The sequence below is a fragment of the Pseudoduganella rhizocola genome, from assembly GCF_045984285.3.
In the GTDB taxonomy this organism is placed as follows: domain Bacteria; phylum Pseudomonadota; class Gammaproteobacteria; order Burkholderiales; family Burkholderiaceae_D; genus Rugamonas.
The window spans coordinates 89,214-111,974 of sequence record NZ_JBJQIK030000011.1 but is presented as its reverse complement, the minus strand read 5'-3'; the positions used below and the strand labels follow the sequence as shown (position 1 = coordinate 111,974).

The window sequence follows — 22,761 nt, the reverse complement described above, 5'->3', positions numbered from 1 at the left end:
GCGCCAACTACCATGCCTTCGCCGGGATTGCGCACCACTTCTGAGCTCTGGCTCGAAGTCGCCTGGTGGGTCGGCGTCGGCGCCCTGGCGCTGACGATGCTGATCGCCCTCCAGATTATCGTGCTGCGCATGGCGGCGCGCCGCCGCCAGGTGCGCGACCAGGCCATGACGCAGGCCTGGCGTCCGGTGCTCAATGCCGCCATGCTGGGCGAACTGCCCGCCAGCCTGCCGCGCCTTGCCGCGCGCGACATGATGTCCTTTCTCACCCTGTGGCTGCACCTGCAGCAGTCCGTGCGCGGCGCCGCCGGCCAGGAACTCAATACCATCGCCTACACACTGCATTGCGATGCGCTGTCGCGGCGGCTGCTCCAGCGCGGCAACCGCGCGGAGCGCGTGGTGGCCACGCTCGTGCTGGGACACATGCGGGACCGCAGCGCCTGGGACGCGCTGCTGCGCGAAGCGCGGCAGCTGGACAGCGCCGCCTCCATTCTCGCCCTGTGGGCGCTGGTGCAGATCGATGCCGCGCAGGCCGCCGAGACGCTGGCGCTGCCCCTGCTGCGGCGCACCGACTGGCCGCTGGCGCAACTGGCCACGATCCTGCAGGAGCAGCGCAGTACCTGGGAGCCTGCGCTGGCCCGGGCTTTAGGCACGGTGGAACCGGCCCGCCTGCCCGATGCGCTGCGCCTGCTGGCCGCCTTGCGGCTGGACCTGCCCCAGGCCGTGCTGCAGCAGATGCTGGCCCACGACGATCCCGATGTAGTGGCCGCCGCGCTGCGCCTGGCCACATCGCCGGAAGCGCTGCCCCAGGTGCGCGCCCACATCGCGCACGCCGACTGGCGCGTGCGCGTCCAGGCCGCACGCGCGCTCGGCCCGCTGGGCAACCGGGAAGACGTGCCACGCCTGCAGGAACTGCTGGCCGACCGCCAATGGTGGGTACGCTACCGGGCCGCGCAGGCACTGGCCAGCCTGCCCTTCCTGCGGCCGGCCGAACTGGAATCGCTGGCCGCGGGCGACCGCTTCGCGGCCGACATCATGCGCCAGGTGCTGGCTGAACAGGCGGCGGCATGAGCGGCATGGCGCTCTACCTGCTGATGGTGCACACGCTGACCCCGGTCATCGTGGTCTATTTCATCCTGCTCAACGGCGCCTACCTGGCGCTCAACGTGCTGTCGATCGTGGCCCTGCAGCGCCGCAGCCGCGAAGCCATCCTGGACAGCCTGCCGCAGGTGTATTCCGGCCTGGAGCCGCCTATCAGCCTGCTGGTGCCGGCATATAACGAGGAAGCCACCATCGCGGCCTCGGTGCGCTCGATGCTGCAGCTATCGTATGCGGAGCTGGAAATCATCGTCATCAACGACGGCTCGAAGGACGGCACGCTGGCCGTGCTGATCGAGGAATTCGGCCTGCGGCCCTTCCCGGAAGCCTACCGCGTGCAGATTGCGACCAAGCCTGTCAAAACGGTGTACCGCTCGCTGCGCTATCCTAACCTGCGCGTGATCGACAAGGACAACGGCGGCAAGGCGGACTCGCTGAACGCCGGCATCAATGCTTCGCGCTACCCGCTGTTCTGCGGCGTGGACGCGGATTCCATCCTGCAGCGCGACAGCCTGCAGAAACTGGTGCGCCCCTTCCTCACCGACGTCACCATGGTGGCCACCGGCGGCACGGTGCGCGTGGCCAATGGCTGCACGGTCTCCGGCGGCTTCCTTACCAGGGTGGGGCTGCCATCCAATCCCTGGGCGCTGTTCCAGGTGGTGGAATACCTGCGCGCCTTCCTGTTCGGCCGCCTGGGCTGGTCCGTGGTGAACGGCATGCTGATCATCTCCGGCGCCTTCGGCCTGTTCCGCAAGCAGACCGTGATCGATGTCGGCGGCTACCGGCCCAACACCATCGGCGAAGACATGGAACTGGTGGTCCGCATGCACCGTGTTCTGCGCCAGCGCGGACAGCGCTACCGCATCGAGTTCGTGCCCGATCCGGTTTGCTGGACCGAAGCGCCCGAGGACCGGGCCACGCTGCGCAACCAGCGCATCCGCTGGCAGCGCGGCCTGGCCGAAAGCCTGGCGTCGAACTGGGGCCTGATGTTCAGCCGGCGCGGCGGCGTCCCGGGCTGGCTGGCTTTCCCCTTCATGATGCTGTTCGAATGGCTGGGCCCCATTGTGGAACTGGGCGGCTACTTCTTCATGGCGTTTGCCTGGGTGCTGGGCGCCATTTCGTGGGAAGCCTTCGGCACCTTCCTGTTCCTTGCGGTGGGGCTGGGCATCCTGTTGTCCGCTTCCGGCCTGCTGCTGGAAGAAATGTCCTTCCACATCTACCCGCGCCGCCGCCAGCTGCTGATGCTGGGCCTCGTTGTCGTGGTCGAGAACTTCGGCTACCGCCAGCTGAACAGCTGGTGGCGCCTCGTCGGCCTGTGGCGCTGGCTGCGCCAGAAAGAATCGACCTGGGGCGCGATGACGCGCAAGGGCAACTGGCAGCGCAAGGTGTAGCCCATGCGGCCGGCACTGCTGTTCTTCCTGACGATACTGACCATGACCAGCAGCCCCGCGGCGACGCTGCATATTTGCCCCGGCGAGGGCGGGCCGCAGGTACGGCTGGCCGAAGGCGCGCCGAAGCCCGGATGCAGCGCGGCCACGCTGCCGGTGCCGCCGCAGGAGGTGTTGTCGGTGTATCCGCTGGCGGATGCAAGCGCCGCCAGCGCTGCCACCCTGCTGCTGTACGGCCGCGGCGCGGAAGGGCCATTCGGCATCAGCTCCGTTGAAGCGCATGGCGCGGACGGCGGCACGCCGGGCCGCAGCGTGTTTCCCGACGGCCGCGAACTGCTGCCCCAGCTCGCGGCGCGGCCCTTCGGCGTGGAAGGCCGGACCGAAGTGTCGCGCGACGGCGATGCACTGGTGCTGCGCTGCGCGCCCGGCAACCGTGCGGCGGGGGTGCTGCTCTCCGCACCGTGGTTCATGACGCGGGCGCAGGCCCGCCTGCAGTGGCAGGCGGCAGGCCAGGGTGTTTTTTCGCTGGCCCTCGCCGATGCGGCCCAGTCCCGGCGCGAAGCCAGCGTGGCGCTGGGCGATGTGGGCGCAGGCGAAGGCCAGTTCGCGCTGCCGCATGGCGCCTTCGATCCCGCTGCCTGGCGCCATTTCGTGCTGGCCTGCCCGCCGCAGGGCGGCGCATTGCGGCTCAACAGCCTGCAGCTGCTGATGGAGCCGGCTACGGCGCCGCCCCGTTCCACCTGGGTGTGGTCCTCCGCCGCGTGGCGCTCGGGCGCGCAGCAGGTCCTGCAGCATGCGCAGGCGCACGCCATCCGCACCCTGTTTATCTCGGTGCCCGTGCAGCGCGGCGCGGTGAAGGCGCCGCAGGAGCTGGCGTCCTTTATCCGGCGTGCGGGCGCGGCCGGCATTGCCGTCTGGGCGGTGGATGGCGATCCGCGCATGGTGCTGCCCGGCGAACAGCAGGAGGCGGCCGCCGCGCTGGTGAAGGCTTATGCAGCCTACAACAGCGCCATGCCGGCGGGCAGCCGGCTGGCCGGCGCCCAGTTCGATGTGGAGCACTACCTGCTGCCCGGCTACCGTGCGGCGGCCGCGCAGATGGACCGGCACTACGGCGAGCTGGCCGGTGCGCTGCGCGCAGCCGCGGGCACGCTGCCGCTGGATTTCGTGGTGCCGTTCTGGTGGGACGACAAGCTGCCCCTGCTGGAAGCGCTGGCGCGGTCGGCCACGTCGGTAACGGTGATGGACTACCGCACCGATCCCGAACAGATTGCCGGCTTCGCCCAGCCTTTCCTTGACTGGGGCGTCCGGCACGGCAAGCAGGTGCGGATTGCGCTGGAAGCGGGAACCATTGGCGCGGAACGCCAGCGGCGCTATACGCGCGCCGCCGAAGGCGAACTATGGCAGGTGGATGCCGGCGGCACGCCGGTGCTGGTGCTGCTGCGCTCCGCGCGGGCCAACCCGGCGGGTGCAGCCTACCGCCTGCAGTACGAGCGCCTGCTGGACGGCAGCGCCACCACCTTCCACGGCCGCGAGGCGGCGCTGCTGCAGCTGCTGCCCACGCTGGAACGCCGTTTCTCGGCATGGCCTTCCTTCGGCGGCATGGCGCTGCACGAGTTGCGCTAAGCCGCTTCCGGCGGCATCGGGAGCTCGACGAAGAACCGGGTGCCCGCGCCCGGCTGCGAGGTGAAGAAGATGGCGCCGCCATGCTGCTCCACAATGCCCTTGCAGATGCTCAGCCCCAGTCCCGTGCCCTCGCGGCTGCGCGAGTCCGAACTGTCGGCCTGGGCGAATTTCTGGAAGATGCGGTCATGGAAGGCCGGCGGAATACCGCTGCCCTGGTCGCATACGGCGATGGACACCCGCTGCGCCTTGCGCTCGACGCGCATCGTCACCACGCCTTCGGGCAGGGAGAACTTGATGGCATTCGACAGCAGGTTGATGAACACCTGGATGATGCGGTCATGGTCGGCCAGCACCAGCACATCCGGCGCCTGGTCGTCCAGCACGGTACGCACCCGGCGCGCCGCCGCGTTGCCGGCTACCGCATCCAGCGCCTGGCGCAGCAGGGGAGCCAGCGGCTGCGCACGCAGATCGTAATCCATCTTGCCGGACTCGATCTTCTCCATGTCGAGAATGTCGTTGACCAGGCGGACCATGCGTTCGCTGCTCTGGCTGGCGATATCGATCAGCATGCGCACATCCGGCGCCAGTTCCCCTGCCATGCCCTGCGACAGCATCGACAGCGATGCATTAATCGACGTCATCGGCGTGCGCAGTTCATGCGAGACCGTGGAAATGAACTCGGCCTTCATCCGCTCCACCCGCTTGCGCTCGGAGATGTCCTGCACGAAGGCGCCCAGGAAATTGCCGTCCACCGTTTCGGCCACGCCCACCGTCACTTCCACCGGGATCTCGGCGCCGCGCCGGTCCAGCACCTGCCATTCGAAGCGCCGGCGCGGCAGCGTGGCGGCATCGCCGTCCAGCGCGCGCAGCAGGCTGGCGTGCCCGTCCCGGAAGCGCGGCGGTATCAGCAGCTCCACATAATTGCGGCCCGCCACCTCTTCGTGGCGCCAGCCGAAGGTGCGCTGGGCCGCCGGATTCCAGTCGCGGATGCGGCCTTCGAGATCGACCGAGATGAATGCATCCGGCGCGCTGTCGATAATGGTCTGCACCCGCAGCTCGTCGGCATGGGCGCGCGCCATGACGCGCGCCAGCTCGCTGGAACGTTCGGCAACGCGCTGTTCCAGCGTCTGGTTCAGTTCATCGAGTTCACCAGTCCGCTGCAGCAAGCCGGACACCAGCCCATTCAGCGCCAGGGCCAGCGCCTGTACCTCGGCATAGGCGCGCTTCGGCAGCGGGATGGAGCGCGCCTCCGCATTGTTGATGCGCTGCGCCGACGCCGCCAGCTCGCGCAGCGGCTGCGCCAGGCGCCGCGCGAGGAAATAGCCCAGCAGGGAGGACAGCACGGCCGCGGCGATCCCGGCCAGCATCACACGCTGCTGGAGGCTGCGCACGCGTTCATACGCTTCCTGCACGTCCTGCCGCACCACGATGCTCCAGCCCAGTCCGGGATAATCGCCTCGGCCGCGGGTGCGCGCATAGCCGACGAGGAACCCACCGTCCGGCCCATCTTCGACAAGGTAGCCTCCGGCTTGCCGGCGCAGGGCCTGCACGGTGCCCGGCGCCAGCGCGGCGAGGCCCGGCGGCCCGAGCTTGATCTCGCCCTGCGCGTCGGCAATCATCGCGTGCAGGGAGCGGCTGCCGGCGGCCGGCTGGATGACCGAATCGCGCACCTCGCGCGCCCACTCCCACGACAGGTGCACGCCCAGCACCCCCGCTGCCTCGCCGTTTCCGCCTTTGTAGGGGAAAGCGATGTCCACGAAGCGCTTGGGCTCCCCGTTCACCGAAGGCAGCAGTTTCGCCAGCAGCTTGGCCTCGTGCACATCGCCCACGTGGACTCCGGCCAGCGCATTGCGGAACCAGGGGCGGCCCGAGACGTCGGCGCCTTCCAGCATGCCCTGGGTGGAGGCCACTACACGCCCGTCAAGCCCGGCCATGCCGATCCAGGCGTAATGGGGGAAAGTGGCCTGGCGCTCGTCCAGCACGGCGCGCCGTACCGCGCCGCTGCTGCCCGGCGCCGTCAGGTCAGGCCGGCGCGCCATCAGTTCTACCTCACGGTAGCGCTCCTGCATGCCGCGATCCAGGTTATCGGCCGTTTGCCGCGCCAGGTTGGCCAGCGCGCTGCCGATATCGTTCTTGGCCTGGGCGGCAGCCAGGTTCCCGATAATCACGGCAAGAATGATGCTCAGCGCCGTAGCCAGCCCGCAGAAGCCGAGGGCCAGATATGTGCCGATACCGGCCCTGTAGCGTAGACGACCCATGGTGCGGCACCTGTTGGAGTCAATGAAATTGAGTACTGCAGCGCTGAGAATTGTAGTGGGATACGCCAACAATGTCACACAATTGCCGACCCGGGAATTACGGTATCATGCCCGCATGCGCATCGTTCTCATCACAGGTATTTCAGGCTCCGGCAAGTCGGTAGCGCTGAACGTTCTCGAAGACACCGGCTACTATTGCGTCGACAACCTGCCGCCCGCCCTGCTGGCGAACCTGGTTGCCACGCTGGCCGAGCAAGGCACGGAAGCGCTGGCGGTGGCGGTCGATGCGCGCAGCGCAGCCTCGCTGGCAGGCCTGCCGGCCGATATCCTCAAGCTCAAGGAACTGGGGCATGACGTGAAGGTCATGTTCCTGACCGCGAACACGCACTCGCTGGTGGCGCGCTTTTCGGAAACGCGGCGCAGCCATCCGCTGTCGCACGAACTGCGTCCCGGCGCCAATCCCGCCGCGCGCCGCACCCTGATCGAGTGCATCCAGGAAGAGCGCGAGCGCCTGTCGGCCATCGAACAGCTGGGCCATGTGATCGATACTTCGGAGCTGAGCGCGAACAAGCTGCGCGGCTGGATCAAGGACCTGGTGCAGAGCGAGAACGCGCCGCTCACGCTGTTCTTCGAGTCCTTCGCCTTCAAGCTGGGCGTGCCGCTGGATGCGGACTTCGTGTTCGACGTGCGCGCGATCCCCAACCCCTATTACGACCTGGACCTGCGCCCCCTCACGGGCCGCGATGCGCCGGTGATCGCCTTCCTCGATGCGCAGCCGACGGCGGAAGAGATGTTCAGGGACATCAGAGGCTTCGTGGAGAAGTGGCTGCCTTCATTCAAAACCGATAACCGCAGCTACCTGACCGTAGCCATCGGCTGCACGGGCGGGCAGCACCGCTCGGTGTATATGGCCGAGCGCCTGGCGAAATACTTCCACGCCAATGAGCGCGTGGTGCTGCGCCACCGCGAGCAGTCCTAGCGCATCCAGTGCACGACCTCGATCACGTGCTGGTCGGGGTCCTTGATCATCGTTCCGAAATATTCGTCATTGATATCCGGCCGCAGGCCCGGCGCGCGCAACGTTGCGGCGCCGCGCTCAAGCGCCGCGCCATGGAAGGCGCGCGTCGCCTCCTGCGATGGCGAAGCAAAGGCCACGTGGGTACGGTGGCCGTTCAGGGGGTCATCGTTCTGCGAAGGGTAGATGGCGAAGCGCCATGCGCCGTCCGCGCCGAAAATCACCTGTCCCGCGTCCTGGTGCTGGACCGAGTAGCCGAGCGGTTCGAGGCAGGCTTTGTAGAATTCCAGCGCGCGCGGCAGGTCGCTGGTGCCTAGTGAGACGTGATCGATCATGATGCTCCTTTCAATGGGAGGACCATCTTAATCGGCGCGTCCGGAACGATTTCCCGAAATGCGGGAGCGGGGCGGGAAGTTTTATCAGAGCGTGAGCTTGGTCTCGAACTTGGAGCAGTTCATGGCGAACAGGCTCTTGACGTTGATGACGTTGTTATTCGAAGTGAATACGCGGCGCGTGAACTCGTGGTAGGCCTCCATCGACGGCGCCGTGACGATCAGCATGAAGTCGAATTCGCCCGCCACTTCGTAGCAGGACATCACCAGCGGCTCCTCCCGCATGCGCGCTTCGAACAGCTTGAGGATGGCGCTGTTCTGGTGCTCCAGTTCCACCGACACGAACACGGTCAGCGGCATGCCCGCCAGCACGCGGTCCACCAGCGCCACGTCCTTCAGCAGAACGCCGCCGGCGCGCAGCTGCGCGATGCGGCGCTGGCAGGTGGCCACCGAGGAATGCACCTTCTCGGCGATTTCGCGCAGGGGCGTGGCCGCGTCCTCCTGCAGGATGTTCAGGATTTCGCGGTCGATGCGGTCCAGCTCTTTCATGCCAGATGGCGCAGCGGATGCGCCCAGGCGGGCCATGCCGGTTCGAAGAAGCGTTCCACCATGGCGGGGCTGACCTCGGCCAGCGTGGGCGGGTTCCATTTCGGCTGGTTGTCCTTGTCGATCACCAGCGCGCGCACGCCTTCCAGCACCTCGCCGTGCTCGAAGTTGCGCCGCACGAGGTTGCGTTCCATGCGCAGGCACTCCGCAAGGTCCAGCGACGCGCCACGGCGCAGCATCTCCAGCGTGACGCACATCATGAGTGGCGAGCGCTGTTCCATCAGTTTCAGCGCCTGCTGCGCAAAAGGCGCATCGTCGCCGCGCAGCGAGTCCATGATGGCGCCGACCGTGGCGCCGGCGAAGTGGCGGTCGATCAGCGCGCGCTGCGCTTCCAGCTCGCTGGCGCCCGCGCCATTGCGCAGCGGCTTGCTGAAGGATGCGATCGCGGCGCGCAGTTCATGGCCCGGCGTGGCATCGACCAGCGAGGCCAGTGCGGGCAGCTCGGCTTCCGGCACGAAATGGTCGGCCAGCTGCAGGTAGAGCGCGTCCGCCGCGCCCACCGTCACGCCGGTGAGGCCAAGGTAGGCGCCCAGCCTGCCCGGTGCATGCGACAGGAAATGACTGCCGCCCACGTCCGGGAACAGGCCGATATTCACTTCCGGCATGGCCATCTTCGTGCGGCTGGTGACAATGCGCACGCCGGTCTGCGGGCCGCCCTGCGCAATGCCCATGCCGCCGCCCATCACCACGCCGTCCATCAGCGCGATATAGGGCTTGGGATAGAAGTGGATCAGGTGATTGAGCGCGTATTCCTCGGTGAAGAAATCTTCCAGCAGGGCGCTGCCGCCGCGCGGCGTGGCATGCCCTGCCTCGTGGAAGAAACGGATATCGCCGCCTGCGCACAGCGCCTTCCCGCTGCTGGAACGGATGACGACGGCCGCCACATTTGTGTCATCGCGCCACTGCTGCAATGCAGCAGTGAGCGCCCTCACCATGTCCAGCGACAGCGAGTTCAGGGCCTTGGGACGGTCCAGCAGGATAAAGCCGGTGCCGTTCGCTACATGGGTCTGGACGAATTCGCTCATTGCGCAATGCCGAAAAATTAAGATCGTCCATTGTAACGTTGCCGCGCCGTCTATGCGATGTGTGCGGCGAAGCCCGTCTGGCCCGGCGCTACCTCCGGATGCAGCTCCATCGACGGAATCAGGTAGTCGCCGAAATTCTGCTTGCGGAAGGCGATGGGCGTAGCGGTCGCCAGCGTGTCCAGGCGCTCGCCGAGGCGCCCGCTGACCTCCGCGAAGCGCGCCTCGTCCATGGCGCGCACCCGGTATTCCACGAAGGGCGGCAGGACATCGAAACCGGGGTAGTACAGCATGCCATGCTGGATCGGAAACAGCAGGTCGTTGATGGGGCCGTTGATGCCGCGCGGGCCGTAATGCTGCTCCCAGCCGCCGGTGGTCACGATCAGCATGGCGCGCTTGCCTGCCAGCTTGCCCTCGCCGTAGCGGTCGCCCCAGCGCCGGTCCGAGTGCTCGCCCACGCCGTAGGCGAAACCGTAGGCATACACGCGGTCGAACCAGCCTTTCATGATGGCCGGCATGGAGAACCACCACAGGGGAAACTGGAACAGCACCGCATCGGCCCACATCAGCTTTGCCTGCTCGGCCGCGATGTCCGGGCTTTGCAGGCCGTTCTCGAAAGCGTATTTCGATTCGGGCGAGATATGGAAGGGCGTGCCCGGCTCGTGGGCCAGGTTATCGCCCGAGTCCACCGTGGCTTTCCACTGCATGGCGTACAGGTCCGAGACCTGCACGCTGTGGCCGGCGGCCTGCAGGCGCTGCACGCTGAAGTCGCGCAGCGAAGCGTTCAGGGAAGTGGGTTCGGGATGGGCATAAACGATCAGGATATTCATGGCTGGCTTTCATTAGTGAGAAGAAGCCAGCTTATGGATTCCTGAGGTATATTGGAAATGAATTCCCAATATTGCAGGTATTAGCATGATTAATCTCCGGCAGATCGACCTCAATCTGCTGCTCACGCTGGACGTGCTGCTGAGCGAGCACAACGTAACGCGCGCGGCCCAGCGCCTGCACCTGTCCCAGCCCTCGGTCAGCGTGCACCTGGCCAAGCTGCGCGATATCTTCAGCGACCCGCTGCTGCTGCCGGGTCCGCGCGGCATGCAGCCCACGGCGCGGGCGGAAGAGCTGCGCGAGCCGCTGCGCCTGGCCCTGCAGGCGCTGGAACAGGCGCTGGGCCCGGCCGGCAGCTTCGATCCCGCCGGCGCAAGCAATACCTGGCGCATCGCGGCGGCCGATTATGGCGAGTCGGCCATCCTGCTGCCCGCCCTGCCCCGGCTGCGGGCGGCGGCGCCCGGCGCGCGGCTGGCCGTCGTGCCTGCCGTGCTCAGCCGTCTAGCGCGCCAGGCGGAACAAGGGGAGATCGATCTTGCATTGCAGACAAGCGCCGATGCGCCGCCCAGCCTGCGCCGCCGTGCCCTGTTCACCGAACGCTATGTGCTGGTGGCGCGCAAGGGGCATCCCAAACTGAAACGCCGCCCCACGCTGGAGCAGTTCTGCGCGCTGGAGCACGCGATTGTGTCGCCGGGCGGCGGCAGTTTTACCGGCGTCACGGACGAAGCGCTGGCGGCGGCGGGCGCCGCGCGCCGCGTGGTGCTGTCGGTGCCGCATTTCCTCTTCCTGCGCTCGGCGCTGGCCTCCACCGACCTGGTGGCCATGCTGCCTTCGCGCCTGCTGCGCGATGCGCCCGAACTGCAGCAGCTGGAGGCGCCGGTAGCCGTGCAGGGCTACGAAATGGCCATGCTGTGGCATGAACGCGTGCACCGCGATCCCGCGCACAAGTGGCTGCGGGACACGATTGCGGCGGCGGTGGCGGAATAGGGGCGCAAAAAAGGGCGCCGGATGCGCCCTTGTTTTGGTGAGGCCGCTCTTTTATGCGGCGCTGGCCGGAGATTCGAAGACCTCGGCGCGATGCTTGATTGCATCGTGGTTGTGGTTCTGGACTTTGTCTTTGTACTTCATGACCTGCCGGTCCAGTTTGTCGATCAGGGTGTCGATCGCGGCATACAGGTCTTGCGCGAGGCTTTCGACGTACACCGTCTTGCCCGACATGCGCAGGTTGATTTCAGCTTTTTGCCTTTTCTCTTTCTCGGTGAGGTTATCTACACTCAGGATGACAGCAATGTCGATCACTTGATCGAAATGGCGTCTCACGCGCTCCAGCTTGTTCTGGACGTATTCGCGAATCGCGGGGGTCACTTCGAGATGATGTCCACTGATGGTGAGATTCATACACACTCCTAAAAGATGATGTAACTCAACAGGCTCTTGACGCTCGGTAAAGCTCAGACGAGCCCATTCACTACAAGGACTTGCGGAGACTGACTGGAGGGATTTTGAGGGCTTCGCGATACTTGGCAACAGTACGTCGCGCAATCACCATGCCCTGTTCTCCCAGCATGTCCGCAATCTTACTGTCGGATAAAGGGTTTTTCGGGTCTTCTGCTCCTGTGAATTGCACAATCAGCGCACGGATCGCAGTCGAGGAAGCTTCACCCCCAGCTTCAGTCGCGACGTGGCTACCAAAGAAATATTTCAACTCAAACATCCCATGTGGGGTGAGCATGTATTTCTGAGTTGTTACGCGAGAAATAGTACTCTCGTGTAAACCCAGTGTATCAGCAATTTCGCGCAACACAAGGGGTCTCATGGCAACCGCGCCATGCGAGAAAAAATTCTTCTGCCGCTCAACGATCGCTTGTGCAACGCGCAAAATTGTGTCGAAACGTTGGCGCATATTTTTGATCAGCCACTTTGCTTCCTGCAGCTGCGCGTTCATCTGCGATTCGCCCTTGCCCTGCTTGAGCAGGCTGGCATACAGCGCGTTCACGCGCAGGCGCGGCATCACGTCGTTGTTCAGCGTAACGACCCAGCCGTTGCGGCCTTTTTTCACCACCACGTCGGGCACCACATAGTCGCTCGCATCGGCAGAGAAGGCAGCGCCCGGATGCGGGTTGCAGCGGCGGATCACGGCCTGCGCCTCGCGCAGGTCTTCGTCGTCGCAGTCCAGCGCTTTTTTCAGCTTGTTGAAGTCGCGCTGGGCGAACCAGGCCAGGTGCTTCTCCACGATGCACAGGGCCATGCGGCGAGTGACCAGAGGGACGCCGGGCATGCGCTTGATCTGCAGCGCCAGGCACTCCGATGCATTGCGTGCGCCCACGCCGACGGGGTCGAAGCTTTGCAGCAGCGTGAGCGAGGTTTGCAGCTCCTCGATTTCGATATCGAGTTCTTCCGGCAGGCGCGCGTGGATCTCTTCCAGGCTCTCTTCCAGGTAGCCGTTTTCGTCGAGCGCGTCGATGATCAATTCCATCAGCGCGCGGTCGCGCGGTTCCAGCACCGTCACCCGCATCTGTTCCATCAGGTGCTCGCGCAGGCTGTGGTGGCCGGCTTCCAGCTGGGGACGCGCATCTTCGTCGTCCGGCGCTTTCGACCGGCCCGCGTCGGACCAGTCGCCGTCGCTTTCCGCGATGCCCTCGCCTTCATACTGTTCCGGCTCGGAAGGCGCGGCATCGGCCGGCGGCGTGTTCTCGTTGGCCGGGCCTTCGGCAGCAGTGGCCGTGGGCGCCGCCTGGCCGATGGCGCCATCCGCCAGCAGGCGCACGGAGCGGTCCAGCGGATCGTCCAGCCGTTCCAGCAGCGGGTTCTCAGTCAGCAGCTGTTCGAGCTCCTGGTGCAGTTCCAGCGTCGACAGCTGCAGCAGCCGGATGGACTGCTGCAGCTGGGGTGTCAGCGCGAGGTGCTGCGAGGTTCGCAGTTGCAGGGACTGTTTCATGGCTTACATGCGGAAGTGCTCGCCGAGGTAGACGCGGCGCACCGATTCGTCGGCGATGATGTCGTCGGGACGGCCGGAGGCCAGCACGCTGCCCTGGTTGATGATGTAGGCGCGGTCGCAGATGCCCAGCGTTTCGCGCACATTGTGGTCGGTGATCAGCACGCCGATGCCGCGCTCCTTGAGGAAGCGCACGATGCGCTGGATCTCGATCACGGCAATCGGGTCCACGCCGGCAAAGGGCTCGTCCAGCAGCACGAAGCGCGGATTGGTGGCCAGCGCGCGCGCAATCTCCACGCGGCGGCGCTCGCCGCCGGACAGCGACAGCGCCTGGTTCTCGCGCAGCTTCTCGATCTGCAGGTCGGCCAGCAGGGTGTTCAGGCGCTCGTCGATCTCCGCCTTCGTCAGCGGCTTGCCGTTGACCTTCTGGATCTCCAGCACGGCGCGGATATTCTCCTCCACCGTCAGCTTGCGGAACACCGACGCCTCCTGTGGCAGGTAGGACAGGCCCATGGTGGCGCGCTTGTGGATAGGCAGGCTGGAGATATCGGTGCCGCTGATATCGATGGTGCCCGCATCGGACGGCACCAGGCCCACGATCATGTAGAAGGAAGTGGTCTTGCCGGCGCCGTTGGGGCCCAGCAGGCCGACCACTTCGCCGCATTCCACCTGCAGCGACACGTCATGCACCACCTGGCGCTTGCCGTAGCTCTTCTGCAGTCCGCGAACGATGAGGGTGCTGCCGCAGCTTTGTGCTTCCATGCTTATTTCCCCGCCGCTGGCTCGGTGCGTTTCGGCTGCAGCACCATGGTGCCGCGGCCGCCGCCGGTTTTGCTGTCGCCCGTACTCGTATTGCGCACGCTGAAGAACTCGCGGCGGCTGTCGTAGGAGATGAACTCGCCCTGCACTTCGTCGCTCGGCTTGCTGCCTTCCAGGCGGCGCACCTTGGCGCGCGAATACATCTTCACGAGTTCGGACTTCTCGTCGTATTCGATGCGGTCGGCCTCGCCCTCGATCCACTGGTCGCCGGGACCGTCGCGCTTCTGGCGGAAGCTCACGCGCTTGCCGCCGCCGGCGGTCAGCGTGGCCAGCTGGTAGCCGTCCGGCGTGTAGGTGACGACTGCCTTCTCGGCCTTCATCAGAAGCGTGCCGCGCGTCAGCGTCACGTCATCGGTAAAGGTGTAGATCTGGCGCACGTCGTCGGCGTCCAGCGTGCCGTACTTGATTTCAGTCGGCTTGTAGGAGTCTGCCTTTTCGGCGCTGGCGAATCCCAGGGCGCCCAGCATCAGGGCTGCAGCAAGAAGTGTTTTTTTCATGGTTTGTTCCATTCGTTTTGCTCAACGCGCCTTCGGCGGCAGCACCATGGTGCCGCGGCCGGACAGCTGCAGCTGGCTCGTGGCATTGTTGGCGCGCATGCCGTTGGCGGTCGCCGTTGCATTCCCCAGGCGGAACTGCACCGGCTTGTTCGTTTCCATCCGGTCTTCGTCCGGGAAGATGGTCAGCTCCGGCGTGCGCAGGCGGAATTCCTGCGAAGTGGCGGAGGCGGCGCGGTCTATCTGCACATCGCCGCTCAGGACCACGCGGCTGTTATCGTCGTCGATGCGCGCGCTCTTCGCGCGGATATCCATCGGCGGAGTCTCACCGGACAGGCTGCGCACCACCGGCTTCTCGATCTCCGAGGAATCATCGACCGGCCGGTGCGTGAGCCTGTCGCCCGAAATGATGTAGCTCGGCTTGCCTTCCTTCGTCATGCGCACCAGGCTGAAACGCTCGATGATCTGGTCCGGCTCATTCAGGCGCTGGTCCGCCTGCAGCTCTTCGCCGCTGCGGTTCATCACCTCCAGCAGCCAGAAGCTGCCGAGCGCGAACAGCAGCGCCAGCGCCATGGCAATAGAGACGCGGAAGCGGTGGGCTGTCCTCTGGTTACGCATCGCTCTTCCTCAGGCCATGAACTGGTTCAGGATCTTGTCATAGCTGTTTTGCGCGCGCATCACGAATTCGCAAACTTCGCGCACGGCGCCCTTGCCGCCGGCCGCCTCCGTGATGTGGTGCACGCGGCTGTGCACTTCCGGCCGGCCGTTCGGCACCGACACCGCAAAGCCCACGCGGCTCAGGATGGGCAGGTCCACCACGTCGTCGCCGATGAAGCCCACCTGCTCTTCCGCCAGGTTCAGCTGCGCCAGCAGGGCCTTGAAGGGCGTGAGCTTGTCATGGCCGCCCTGGTGCACGAATTCGATGCCCAGGTCCCTGGCGCGGGCCGTGACCTGCGGCGAGCGGCGCGCGCTGATGATGGCCGTCAGCACGCCCGATTCCTGCAGCAGCTTGATGCCCAGGCCATCCTGCACATTGAAGGTCTTCAGCGCCTCGCCTTCGGCGCCGTAATGCAGGCTGCCGTCGGTCAGCACGCCGTCCACGTCGAAGATCATCAGCTTGACCTTGGCGGCGCGCGCCACGTTGTCCAGGTTGAAGGCGGCGCTCATCAGATCACCTTGGCGCGGGTCAGGTCATGGATGTGCAGGGCGCCCACCAGCTTGCCCTCGCCGTCCACCACCAGCATCTGGTTGATGCGGTGCTGTTCCATCACGGCCACCGCGTCCACGGCCAGCTTGTCCGGGCCGATGCTGCGCGGGTTGGCGTGCATCACGTCGCGCATCACCACCTTGCTGAAATCCTGCACCTTGTCAATCAGGCGGCGCAGGTCGCCGTCGGTGAAGACGCCCAGCGGACGGCGTTCCGCGTCCACCACGGCGGTCATGCCCATGCCCTTCTGCGTAATCTCCAGCAGCGCGTCCGGCAGCGTGGTGTCCGGCGTAACGGCCGGCACGGCGTCGCCGCTGCGCATCACGTCGCGCACATGGGTCAGCAGGCGGCGGCCCAGGGCGCCGCCCGGATGCGACCGTGCAAAATCTTCTTCCTTGAAGCCGCGCAGGTCCAGCAGCGCGACGGCGATCGCGTCGCCCAGCGCCAGCGTAACCGTGGTGCTGGCGGTCGGCGCCAGGTTCATCGGGCAGGCTTCCTTGGCCACGGACACGTTCAGGTGCACGTCCGCCAGGCGCGCCAGGCTCGAATTGTCGTTGCCGGTCATGGAAATCACCAGGCCGCCCATGCGCTTGACCACCGGGAGGATGGCCATCAGCTCCGAACTCTCGCCGGAATAGGAAATCGCAATGAAGGCGTCTTCCGGCGTGACCATGCCCAGGTCGCCGTGCGCCGCTTCGGCCGGATGCACGAACAGGGCCGGCGTGCCGGTCGAAGCCAGCGTGGCGGCGATCTTGCGGCCGATATGGCCGGACTTGCCAATGCCGGACACCACGACGCGGCCCTTGCAATTGAGCAACAGCGTGACGGCCTTGCCGACGCTCTCGTCCGTGGCAAGGCGCGCGTGCAGCTCGGTCAGCGCGTCGGCCTCGATCTGCAGGGCCTCGCGCGCCAGTTGCAGGGCGCGTGTTGCGGTTGTGGCATCAAAATCTTTCAGCATTGTTTTTTCATGGGTTACACTCATGCCGAAAGTATAGCCGAATTGGTAAAGCAAAAAACTTGCCAGATGTTATAAACGACCTGAAACCAACTCGACTAGAGCCAGGGATAGACCCAGATCAATGTTTTCGCCACTTGAACTGACACTCCTTTTACTGGGTAGTGCCGTGCTGGGCGTTGTCGCCTTCCGCATGCTGCACCTGCCTCCGATGCTGGGCTACCTGGCGGTCGGCATCCTGATCGGCCCCCACGCCCTGGGCCTGGCCGAAGAAAGCCACGCCACCCACACCCTGGCCGAATTCGGCGTGGTGTTCCTGATGTTTTCCATCGGCCTTGAATTCTCGCTGCCCAAGCTGATGGCCATGCGCAGCATCGTGTTCGGGCTGGGCATGGCGCAGGTAGGCATGACGATTGCGTCCACCATGCTGTTCGGCTGGCTCATTGCCGCGGCGCTGCCGCCCTCCATCCACCTGAGCTGGCAGGCTTCCTTCGCGCTGGGCGGCGCGCTGGCCATGTCCTCCACCGCCATCGTGGTGAAGATGCTGACCGAGCGCCTGGAGCTGGAAAGCGACCATGGGCGCAAGATCATCGGCATCCTGCTGTTCCAGGACCTGGCCGTGGTGCCTCTGCTGATCCTGATTCCCGCGCTGGCGCGCAATCCTGACAACCTGGTGGAAACCCTGGCCTGGGCCGGCGGCAAGGCCGTGATCGTGCTGGTGCTGCTGCTCTTTATCGGCCAGAAGCTGATGCGCAGCTGGTTCACCATCGTCGTCAAGCGCCGCTCGCAGGAGCTGTTCATGCTCAACCTGCTGCTGGTGACGCTGGGCGCGGCCTGGATTACCGAGCGCGCCGGCCTGTCGCTGGCCCTGGGTGCCTTCGTGGCGGGCATGCTGATCTCCGAGACCGAATACAAGCACCAGGTGGAAGAAGACATCAAACCTTTCCGCGACGTGCTGCTCGGCCTGTTCTTCATCACCGTGGGCATGCTGCTGAATGTGCGGGTGGTGTTCGAAAACTGGTGGCTGGTGCTGATCCTGCTGGCCGGCCCGGTGCTGCTCAAGTTTGCGCTGATTGCCGGACTGGCCAAGCTGTTCGGCTCCTCGGACGGCACCTCGATGCGCACCGGCCTGGCGCTGGCGCAGGCGGGCGAATTCGGCTTCGTGCTGCTGAACGTGGTGGGCGGCGTGCAGCTGGTGGACCCGTTCGTGATCCAGGTGGTGCTGGCTTCGATGGTGCTGTCGATGCTGCTGGCGCCCTTCCTCATCGAGCATTCGGACAAGCTGGTGCTCAAGTTCTCCGCCAACGAATGGATGATGCAGTCGCTGACGCTGACCAAGATTGCAGCGCGCACCATGTCCACCAAGAAGCACGTGATCGTGGCAGGGTTCGGCCGCAGCGGGCAGAACCTCGCGCGCCTGCTGCAGGAAGAAGACATCGAATACCATGCGCTCGACCTCGATCCCACGCGGGTACAGGAGGCGCAGGCAGCGGGCGCCAACGTGTCCTATGGCGACGCGGCGCGGCGTGAAAGCCTGGTGGCGGCGGGTATCTACCGCGCCAGCGCCGTAGTCATCACCTATGCCAGCACGCCTTCCGCGCTGAAGGTGCTGCACCTGGTGCACGAACTGGCGCCGACCCTGCCGGTGATTGTGCGCAGCCACGACGACACGGACCTCGACCGGCTGAAGGAAGCCGGGGCCGCGGAAGTGGTGCCGGAACTGATGGAGGGCAGCCTGATGCTCGCCTCGCACGCGCTGGTGATGCTGGGCGTGCCGCTGCGGCGCGTGGTGCACCGTGTGCAGGCAGCGCGGGAAGAACGCTATGCCTCGCTGCGCGGCTTCTTCCACGGCGCCAGCGACAGCGGCGACGAGGCGGAGCTGGTCCGCCTGCACTCCGTCACGCTGGCCGGCGGCGCCTGGTGCGTGGGCCGGCCGCTTAGCGAAGTCGATCTCGAAAGCGCGGGCGCCGAAGTCACCACCATCCGGCGCGGCAAGGTGCGGCTGCCGGTGGACTCCTCCACCATCCTTGAATCGGGCGACGTCGTGGTGCTGCGTGGCAGCGCGCCCGCCGTGGCGCGCGCCGAACACCAGCTGCTGGCCTGAGTTACTTTTTTGCGTTCATCGAGCGCACCAGCGCCACATTGGCCTGCTGCGCCTTGGTGTAGCCGGCCAGCAGCTGGGCTGCCTTTTTCTTGTCCATCGACTGCTCGAACATCACATACATGCCGGCATGCATCAGGGCGAAGGTGGCGGACGCCATTTCGCGGCTGCTCACGCCGTGCTTCGCCAGCACGGCCTTTGCCACCTTGTCCTTCTCGAATTCGCGCGCCAGGTCGGCCACCGTTTCGGGATTCACCGCATCCTCATCGTCGTCTTCCTTGCCGCCCTTCTGTTTCTTGACCTCGGCATCGATGGCCTTCATCTTGTTCATCAGCGCGGGAGTGAGCAGGAAGTTGGAGGCATCGTCGGCAGCGTGGGCCGGGGTAGCGGCGACGCAGGCGGCAAGCAGCAAGGCGGAAAACAGGTGATGGAGCTTCATGGCGGTCCTCGGGATATTCGCAAGCTGGCGATTATCCCAAGGCGGCTGGAAAAAACTTCAGTAGATTTGTAAGCGGCTTACTGCGGAACGTAACGCACCACGCGGTTGCGGCCGCCCTCTTTCGCCTGGTACAGGGCCTCGTCCGCATGGGCGATCAGTTCCAGCGCGGTTTCCTCGGGGCTGGCGTCCACCGTGCAGGCCAGGCTGGCGACGCCGAGCGAAGCGGTGATCGACACCTTGAGGCCGTGCGAAAGTTCGATCAGGCTGGCCTCGATGCCGGCGCGGATGCGCTCCGCGACGAACATCGCCGCGTCGAGGTCGGCGTCGATCAGCAGCACCACGAATTCCTCGCCGCCGAAGCGCGCCAGCGCATCCGACAGGCGCAGTTCGGCCTTGATGCGGTTGGCGACTTCGCGCAGCACCTCGTCGCCGCCCTGGTGGCCCACTGTATCGTTGACGCGCTTGAAGTGGTCGATGTCGATGTACATGAAGGAGATCTGGTAGTTCTGGCGGCGTGCGCGCGAGATCTCTTCCAGCAGGCGGCGGTCGATGTAGCGGCGGTTATACACGCCGGTCAGCGAATCGGTCAGCCCGATGTACTTCAGCATTTCGTTGCTGATGACGTTCTCGAGGCAGATCGCAATGATCGATGCCATGTGTTCGACAAAGTCGGTGCCGAGGCTGGGTGTGAAGCGCGAGGGATCGCGGCTGCCCAGGTTCAGGCTGCCGATGATGCGCTTGTTGCGCAGCAGCGGCACCAGCGCAATGCTTTGCAGGCGCTGGGTGGAATCTGGAAACTGCGCTCCATGCCGCGCGGGGTCGTACATGCCCAGCACGGGCTTGGGCGGCGCCGAGCCAGCACTGCGCTCGCCAAGGTCGAAGCCCAGCTGCTCGACATCGGTGGCAAACAGCAGGCCGGGGAACTCGTTGAAATCCACGCCCAGCTTCTGCATGACGAAATGGATGTCGGCATCCTCGTCCATCAGGGACAGGGTTACGCTATCGAGTTCGGAGATGATGGGCAGGGTACGGAAGATGGTGCCGATCAGCTCAGGGAAGCTGGACGCGCCCACAATCTCCAGGTCGAAAGCCTGGTGGCGCATCATGATCGAATGATTGCGTTCGGCCTGTTCCAGCATATAGGCCATGCGTGCGCGCAGCGCCTGATTCTCCGCCACCAGCTCGGTGTGCGTGAGGTCCTTGCCCGTCATATTCTGCGTCATTGCCACCTGCCTGAATTCAGAATGCCAGTTCGACTTCCATTTCCTGCCCCACTTCCACCTGCACGCCGTCGCCTTCGAGCACGATGCTGTTCATGCCGAAGCAGACCGCACCATCCACTTCCGCCTTGGCGCGGTAGGTTTGCAGGATATCCATCGGGTCGGGACCGAATTCGCCGGTACTCTGGTCAATGGAGGGCATCGGGCAGCGCGGACATGGCTTCACTGGCTTGAGCAGCAGCTCGCCTGCACGATAGGTTTCGGCATAATCTTCTTCAAACGCCTCGATGCCGTCGATGACGATGTTGGGACGGAAGCGGTTCATGGGAATCGCTTCCCGGCCCTGTGCGCGCAGCTTGCCGTTCAGGTCTTCCAGGGAGCCGGTGCTGGCGACGAGAATGGGATAGCCATCCGAGAACAGGGTTGGCGCTTGCACGCCGCCGGTCCACTTTTCACTCGCCAGCCGCGTAACATCCGGATGGAAGCGCGCCAGGCGGCAGGGAATGCCAAGGTAGTTCGAGAACCAGGCGGCCGTGGTGGCGTCGCAGTCGTAAGCCTTGAACGTTTCTTCCCACAACGTCACCTGCAGCGTCGGCGCTTCCGAAGGGTCGGGCAGGCCAAGCGGAATCTCCAGGCGCAGCATGCCCGGCGCACTCAGCTCCAGCGTATCGAGCCGGATGCGCGGTTTGATCAGCGCCATGCGCGGATGTTCGCGCTGGGTGACGCACATGCCCTGCTGGTCCACCACCATCCATTCACGGTCGTATATCTGCTCGCTCATCACGCCGGCGCGGGTGATGGTCGCCCGCTCCAGCGAAATGCCGCCGCAGGATTTGATTGGATAGAGGTTGATTTCAGACAGGGTTGCCATGACTTGCCGACATTCGTTCTTTATGTCGGCAAGTATGGCAGTAAAGCGCCCGCCAGTAAATCGGCGGGTGCACAGATGGTTAAATGTCCCGGGTGGACTTAGCCTTCTGTCTTGGCTTTCGGTTTGCGCGGCAGCCTGCTGCGCGCCGGCGCGGAGTGCTTGCCGGGTTTCGGAACGCGTTTGGCCGGCGTTGCCGTTTCAGCCAATGCAGGAACATCGGCCACTGGCGCTGCATCGGCCGCTGCGGCATCCGACTTCGGCGCGGCGCGGCTGGCACGCGGCGCACGTGCCGGGCGGCGCGGCTTTGGCGCCTCGGCGCTGTCCGCCTCCGCTGCTGCGGCAGGCGCCTCGGCAACGGTCCCGGCTTCAGCCGGAACGGCTTTGCTGCGCGCCGTCTTGCGGGCCGGGGTCTTGCGCGCAGGACGCTTGGCCGGCACGGCTTCCACTTCCACGGCAGCTGCTTCGGGCTCCGCCCCCGCCTCAGTGGAGAACTCCACCACCTCCGACGGGAAGACCGCGACCGGCGCCTGTGCTTCTTCCGCAACGGCGGCCGGCGCCGCGTTGTCGCGCTCGGTACCCGGACGGCGATTGCGGCCGCCACGGTTGCCGCGGCCACGGCGCCCTTCCTGGCGGCCCTCGGCGTTATCCCCGGCCTCCACCTGCTCGGTGCTCGCTTGCTCGGCATCCGCCTGCACATCGGCGGCCGGCTGCTGCGCAGCGGCCAGCGGCACGCCGGCGCTGCGGTACACATAGGCGCCCGACTTCTCGTCGCGGCCGAATTCCAGCAGGCCGCGCGCCTTCATTTCTTCCAGCAGGTTGCCGAAGGTGCGGTAGCCATAGTAGGACTCGCTGAAGTCCGGCTTGCGGCGCTTGATTGCTTCCTTGAGCACGGACGCCCAGATCTTGCCGCTGTCGCCGCGTTCGGCCATCAGCGCATCGAAGGTCTCGTAGGCGATATCGACGGCCTGGCTGCGGCGTTTGTCCGTCTCGTCGCGCTTGCGCTTCTCTTCTTCCGGCGAGCGCTTGGCCTGCGGCGCATCGCGCTGGTCGCGCTTGGCGCCATGACGGCGGCTTTCGCGCACCAGGTCGTCGTAGAAGATGAATTCATCGCAGCCGGCCACCAGCAGGTCGGAGGTGGAATCCTTCACGCCAACGCCGATCACCTTCTTGTTGTTCTCGCGCAGCTTGGATACCAGCGGCGAAAAATCGGAATCGCCGGAGATGATGACGAAGGTGTTCACATGGGACTTGGTATAGCAGAGGTCCAGCGCATCCACCACCATGCGGATATCGGCCGAGTTCTTGCCCGACATGCGCACATGGGGAATCTCGATCAGCTCGAAGTTCGCCTCATGCATGGCGCCCTTGAAACCTTTGTAGCGGTCCCAGTCGCAGTAGGCCTTCTTGACCACAATGCTGCCCTTCAGCAGCAGGCGCTCCAGCACAGGACGGATATCGAATTTCTCGTAGTTCGCGTCCCGCACGCCCAGTGCGACGTTTTCAAAGTCGCAGAACAGCGCCATGCTGACATTTTCGTTGGAAGCCATGATTGA

At 65.4% G+C, this 22,761-nt stretch carries 22 protein-coding genes; 6 read left to right on the top strand and 16 right to left on the bottom strand.

Annotated elements, in window-relative coordinates; translation table 11 throughout:
* Nucleotides 1–27: 27 nt before the first annotated feature.
* The 3 genes from ACJRPG_RS21150 to ACJRPG_RS21140 are packed head-to-tail and all read left to right on the top strand — an operon-like array spanning nucleotide 28 to nucleotide 4,106.
* On the top strand, nucleotides 28–1,068 hold the full coding sequence (locus ACJRPG_RS21150) for a HEAT repeat domain-containing protein (RefSeq protein WP_408002075.1): 1,041 nt from the start codon (nucleotides 28–30) through the stop codon (nucleotides 1,066–1,068).
* On the top strand, nucleotides 1,065–2,486 hold the full coding sequence (locus ACJRPG_RS21145; protein WP_408002074.1) for a glycosyltransferase family 2 protein: 1,422 nt from the start codon (nucleotides 1,065–1,067) through the stop codon (nucleotides 2,484–2,486). The genes ACJRPG_RS21150 and ACJRPG_RS21145 overlap by 4 nt, the downstream gene beginning before the upstream one ends.
* A 3-nt stretch (nucleotides 2,487–2,489) precedes the next feature.
* Nucleotides 2,490–4,106 carry a hypothetical protein gene (locus ACJRPG_RS21140; RefSeq protein WP_408002073.1) on the top strand — a complete coding sequence of 539 codons (1,617 nt, stop codon included), beginning with the start codon at nucleotides 2,490–2,492 and terminating at the stop codon, nucleotides 4,104–4,106.
* Here ACJRPG_RS21140 and ACJRPG_RS21135 read toward each other — a convergent pair.
* A complete protein-coding gene (locus tag ACJRPG_RS21135) occupies nucleotides 4,103–6,364 on the bottom strand; it encodes a sensor histidine kinase (RefSeq protein WP_408002072.1) in 2,262 nt (753 codons plus the stop codon). The genes ACJRPG_RS21140 and ACJRPG_RS21135 overlap by 4 nt on opposite strands.
* A 115-nt stretch (nucleotides 6,365–6,479) precedes the next feature.
* On the opposite strand from ACJRPG_RS21135, the gene rapZ reads away from it, so the two are divergent.
* Nucleotides 6,480–7,343, top strand: a complete 864-nt coding sequence (rapZ, locus tag ACJRPG_RS21130; protein WP_408002071.1) for an RNase adapter RapZ — start codon at nucleotides 6,480–6,482, stop codon at nucleotides 7,341–7,343.
* On the opposite strand, the gene ACJRPG_RS21125 is transcribed toward rapZ, so the two are convergent.
* From ACJRPG_RS21125 to ACJRPG_RS21110, 4 genes are all read right to left on the bottom strand, one after another.
* Complete coding sequence (locus ACJRPG_RS21125; protein ID WP_408002070.1) at nucleotides 7,340–7,714, bottom strand: VOC family protein; 375 nt, start codon at nucleotides 7,712–7,714, stop codon at nucleotides 7,340–7,342. The two genes, rapZ and ACJRPG_RS21125, sit on opposite strands and share 4 nt — an antisense overlap.
* A gap of 84 nt (nucleotides 7,715–7,798) precedes the next feature.
* Nucleotides 7,799–8,260 (bottom strand): Lrp/AsnC family transcriptional regulator, encoded by a 462-nt coding sequence (locus ACJRPG_RS21120; RefSeq protein ID WP_408002069.1) that lies wholly within the window; start codon nucleotides 8,258–8,260, stop codon nucleotides 7,799–7,801.
* Complete coding sequence (locus tag ACJRPG_RS21115) at nucleotides 8,257–9,342, bottom strand: enoyl-CoA hydratase/isomerase family protein (RefSeq protein ID WP_408002068.1); 1,086 nt, start codon at nucleotides 9,340–9,342, stop codon at nucleotides 8,257–8,259. The genes ACJRPG_RS21120 and ACJRPG_RS21115 overlap by 4 nt, the downstream gene beginning before the upstream one ends.
* A 50-nt stretch (nucleotides 9,343–9,392) precedes the next feature.
* Nucleotides 9,393–10,169, bottom strand: a complete 777-nt coding sequence (locus ACJRPG_RS21110; protein ID WP_408002067.1) for an NAD(P)H-dependent oxidoreductase — start codon at nucleotides 10,167–10,169, stop codon at nucleotides 9,393–9,395.
* Nucleotides 10,170–10,254: 85 nt separating this feature from the next.
* Between ACJRPG_RS21110 and ACJRPG_RS21105 the strand changes: the two genes are divergently transcribed.
* Complete coding sequence (locus ACJRPG_RS21105) at nucleotides 10,255–11,154, top strand: LysR family transcriptional regulator (protein ID WP_408002066.1); 900 nt, start codon at nucleotides 10,255–10,257, stop codon at nucleotides 11,152–11,154.
* A gap of 51 nt (nucleotides 11,155–11,205) precedes the next feature.
* Here ACJRPG_RS21105 and hpf read toward each other — a convergent pair whose 3' ends face one another.
* The 7 genes from hpf to ACJRPG_RS21070 form a co-directional block, all read right to left on the bottom strand.
* A complete protein-coding gene (gene hpf, locus ACJRPG_RS21100) occupies nucleotides 11,206–11,565 on the bottom strand; it encodes a ribosome hibernation-promoting factor, HPF/YfiA family (protein ID WP_408002065.1) in 360 nt (119 codons plus the stop codon).
* A 70-nt stretch (nucleotides 11,566–11,635) separates the two neighbouring features.
* Nucleotides 11,636–13,105 (bottom strand): RNA polymerase factor sigma-54, encoded by a 1,470-nt coding sequence (locus ACJRPG_RS21095; RefSeq protein ID WP_408002064.1) that lies wholly within the window; start codon nucleotides 13,103–13,105, stop codon nucleotides 11,636–11,638.
* Nucleotides 13,106–13,108: 3 nt separating this feature from the next.
* Nucleotides 13,109–13,864: an LPS export ABC transporter ATP-binding protein gene (gene lptB, locus ACJRPG_RS21090; RefSeq protein WP_408002063.1), complete on the bottom strand. Its 756-nt coding sequence runs from the start codon at nucleotides 13,862–13,864 to the stop codon at nucleotides 13,109–13,111.
* A 2-nt stretch (nucleotides 13,865–13,866) separates the two neighbouring features.
* On the bottom strand, nucleotides 13,867–14,418 hold the full coding sequence (gene lptA, locus ACJRPG_RS21085) for a lipopolysaccharide transport periplasmic protein LptA (protein ID WP_408002062.1): 552 nt from the start codon (nucleotides 14,416–14,418) through the stop codon (nucleotides 13,867–13,869).
* Nucleotides 14,419–14,439: 21 nt separating this feature from the next.
* Complete coding sequence (lptC, locus tag ACJRPG_RS21080) at nucleotides 14,440–15,033, bottom strand: LPS export ABC transporter periplasmic protein LptC (RefSeq protein WP_408002061.1); 594 nt, start codon at nucleotides 15,031–15,033, stop codon at nucleotides 14,440–14,442.
* A 9-nt stretch (nucleotides 15,034–15,042) separates the two neighbouring features.
* Nucleotides 15,043–15,582, bottom strand: coding sequence for a KdsC family phosphatase (locus tag ACJRPG_RS21075; RefSeq protein ID WP_408002060.1), 540 nt, complete (start codon nucleotides 15,580–15,582; stop codon nucleotides 15,043–15,045).
* Nucleotides 15,582–16,604: a KpsF/GutQ family sugar-phosphate isomerase gene (locus tag ACJRPG_RS21070; protein WP_408002059.1), complete on the bottom strand. Its 1,023-nt coding sequence runs from the start codon at nucleotides 16,602–16,604 to the stop codon at nucleotides 15,582–15,584. Before ACJRPG_RS21070 ends, ACJRPG_RS21075 begins: the two co-directional genes overlap by 1 nt.
* A gap of 97 nt (nucleotides 16,605–16,701) precedes the next feature.
* Here ACJRPG_RS21070 and ACJRPG_RS21065 point away from each other — a divergent pair, with 97 nt between their 5' ends.
* On the top strand, nucleotides 16,702–18,681 hold the full coding sequence (locus tag ACJRPG_RS21065) for a monovalent cation:proton antiporter family protein (protein ID WP_408002058.1): 1,980 nt from the start codon (nucleotides 16,702–16,704) through the stop codon (nucleotides 18,679–18,681).
* A gap of 1 nt (nucleotide 18,682) precedes the next feature.
* Here ACJRPG_RS21065 and ACJRPG_RS21060 read toward each other — a convergent pair whose 3' ends face one another.
* The 4 genes from ACJRPG_RS21060 to ACJRPG_RS21045 all read right to left on the bottom strand — a co-directional run bounded on the left by ACJRPG_RS21060 (nucleotide 18,683) and on the right by ACJRPG_RS21045 (nucleotide 22,755).
* A complete protein-coding gene (locus ACJRPG_RS21060; protein WP_408002057.1) occupies nucleotides 18,683–19,117 on the bottom strand; it encodes a hypothetical protein in 435 nt (144 codons plus the stop codon).
* A 77-nt stretch (nucleotides 19,118–19,194) separates the two neighbouring features.
* Entirely contained in the window at nucleotides 19,195–20,340 is a 1,146-nt protein-coding gene (locus ACJRPG_RS21055) for a GGDEF domain-containing protein (protein WP_408002056.1), read from the bottom strand.
* Between the two features lie 16 nt (nucleotides 20,341–20,356).
* Complete coding sequence (locus tag ACJRPG_RS21050; protein WP_408002055.1) at nucleotides 20,357–21,208, bottom strand: MOSC domain-containing protein; 852 nt, start codon at nucleotides 21,206–21,208, stop codon at nucleotides 20,357–20,359.
* A 98-nt stretch (nucleotides 21,209–21,306) separates the two neighbouring features.
* Nucleotides 21,307–22,755, bottom strand: coding sequence for an NYN domain-containing protein (locus ACJRPG_RS21045; RefSeq protein WP_408002054.1), 1,449 nt, complete (start codon nucleotides 22,753–22,755; stop codon nucleotides 21,307–21,309).
* Between the last annotated feature and the right edge of the window lie 6 nt (nucleotides 22,756–22,761).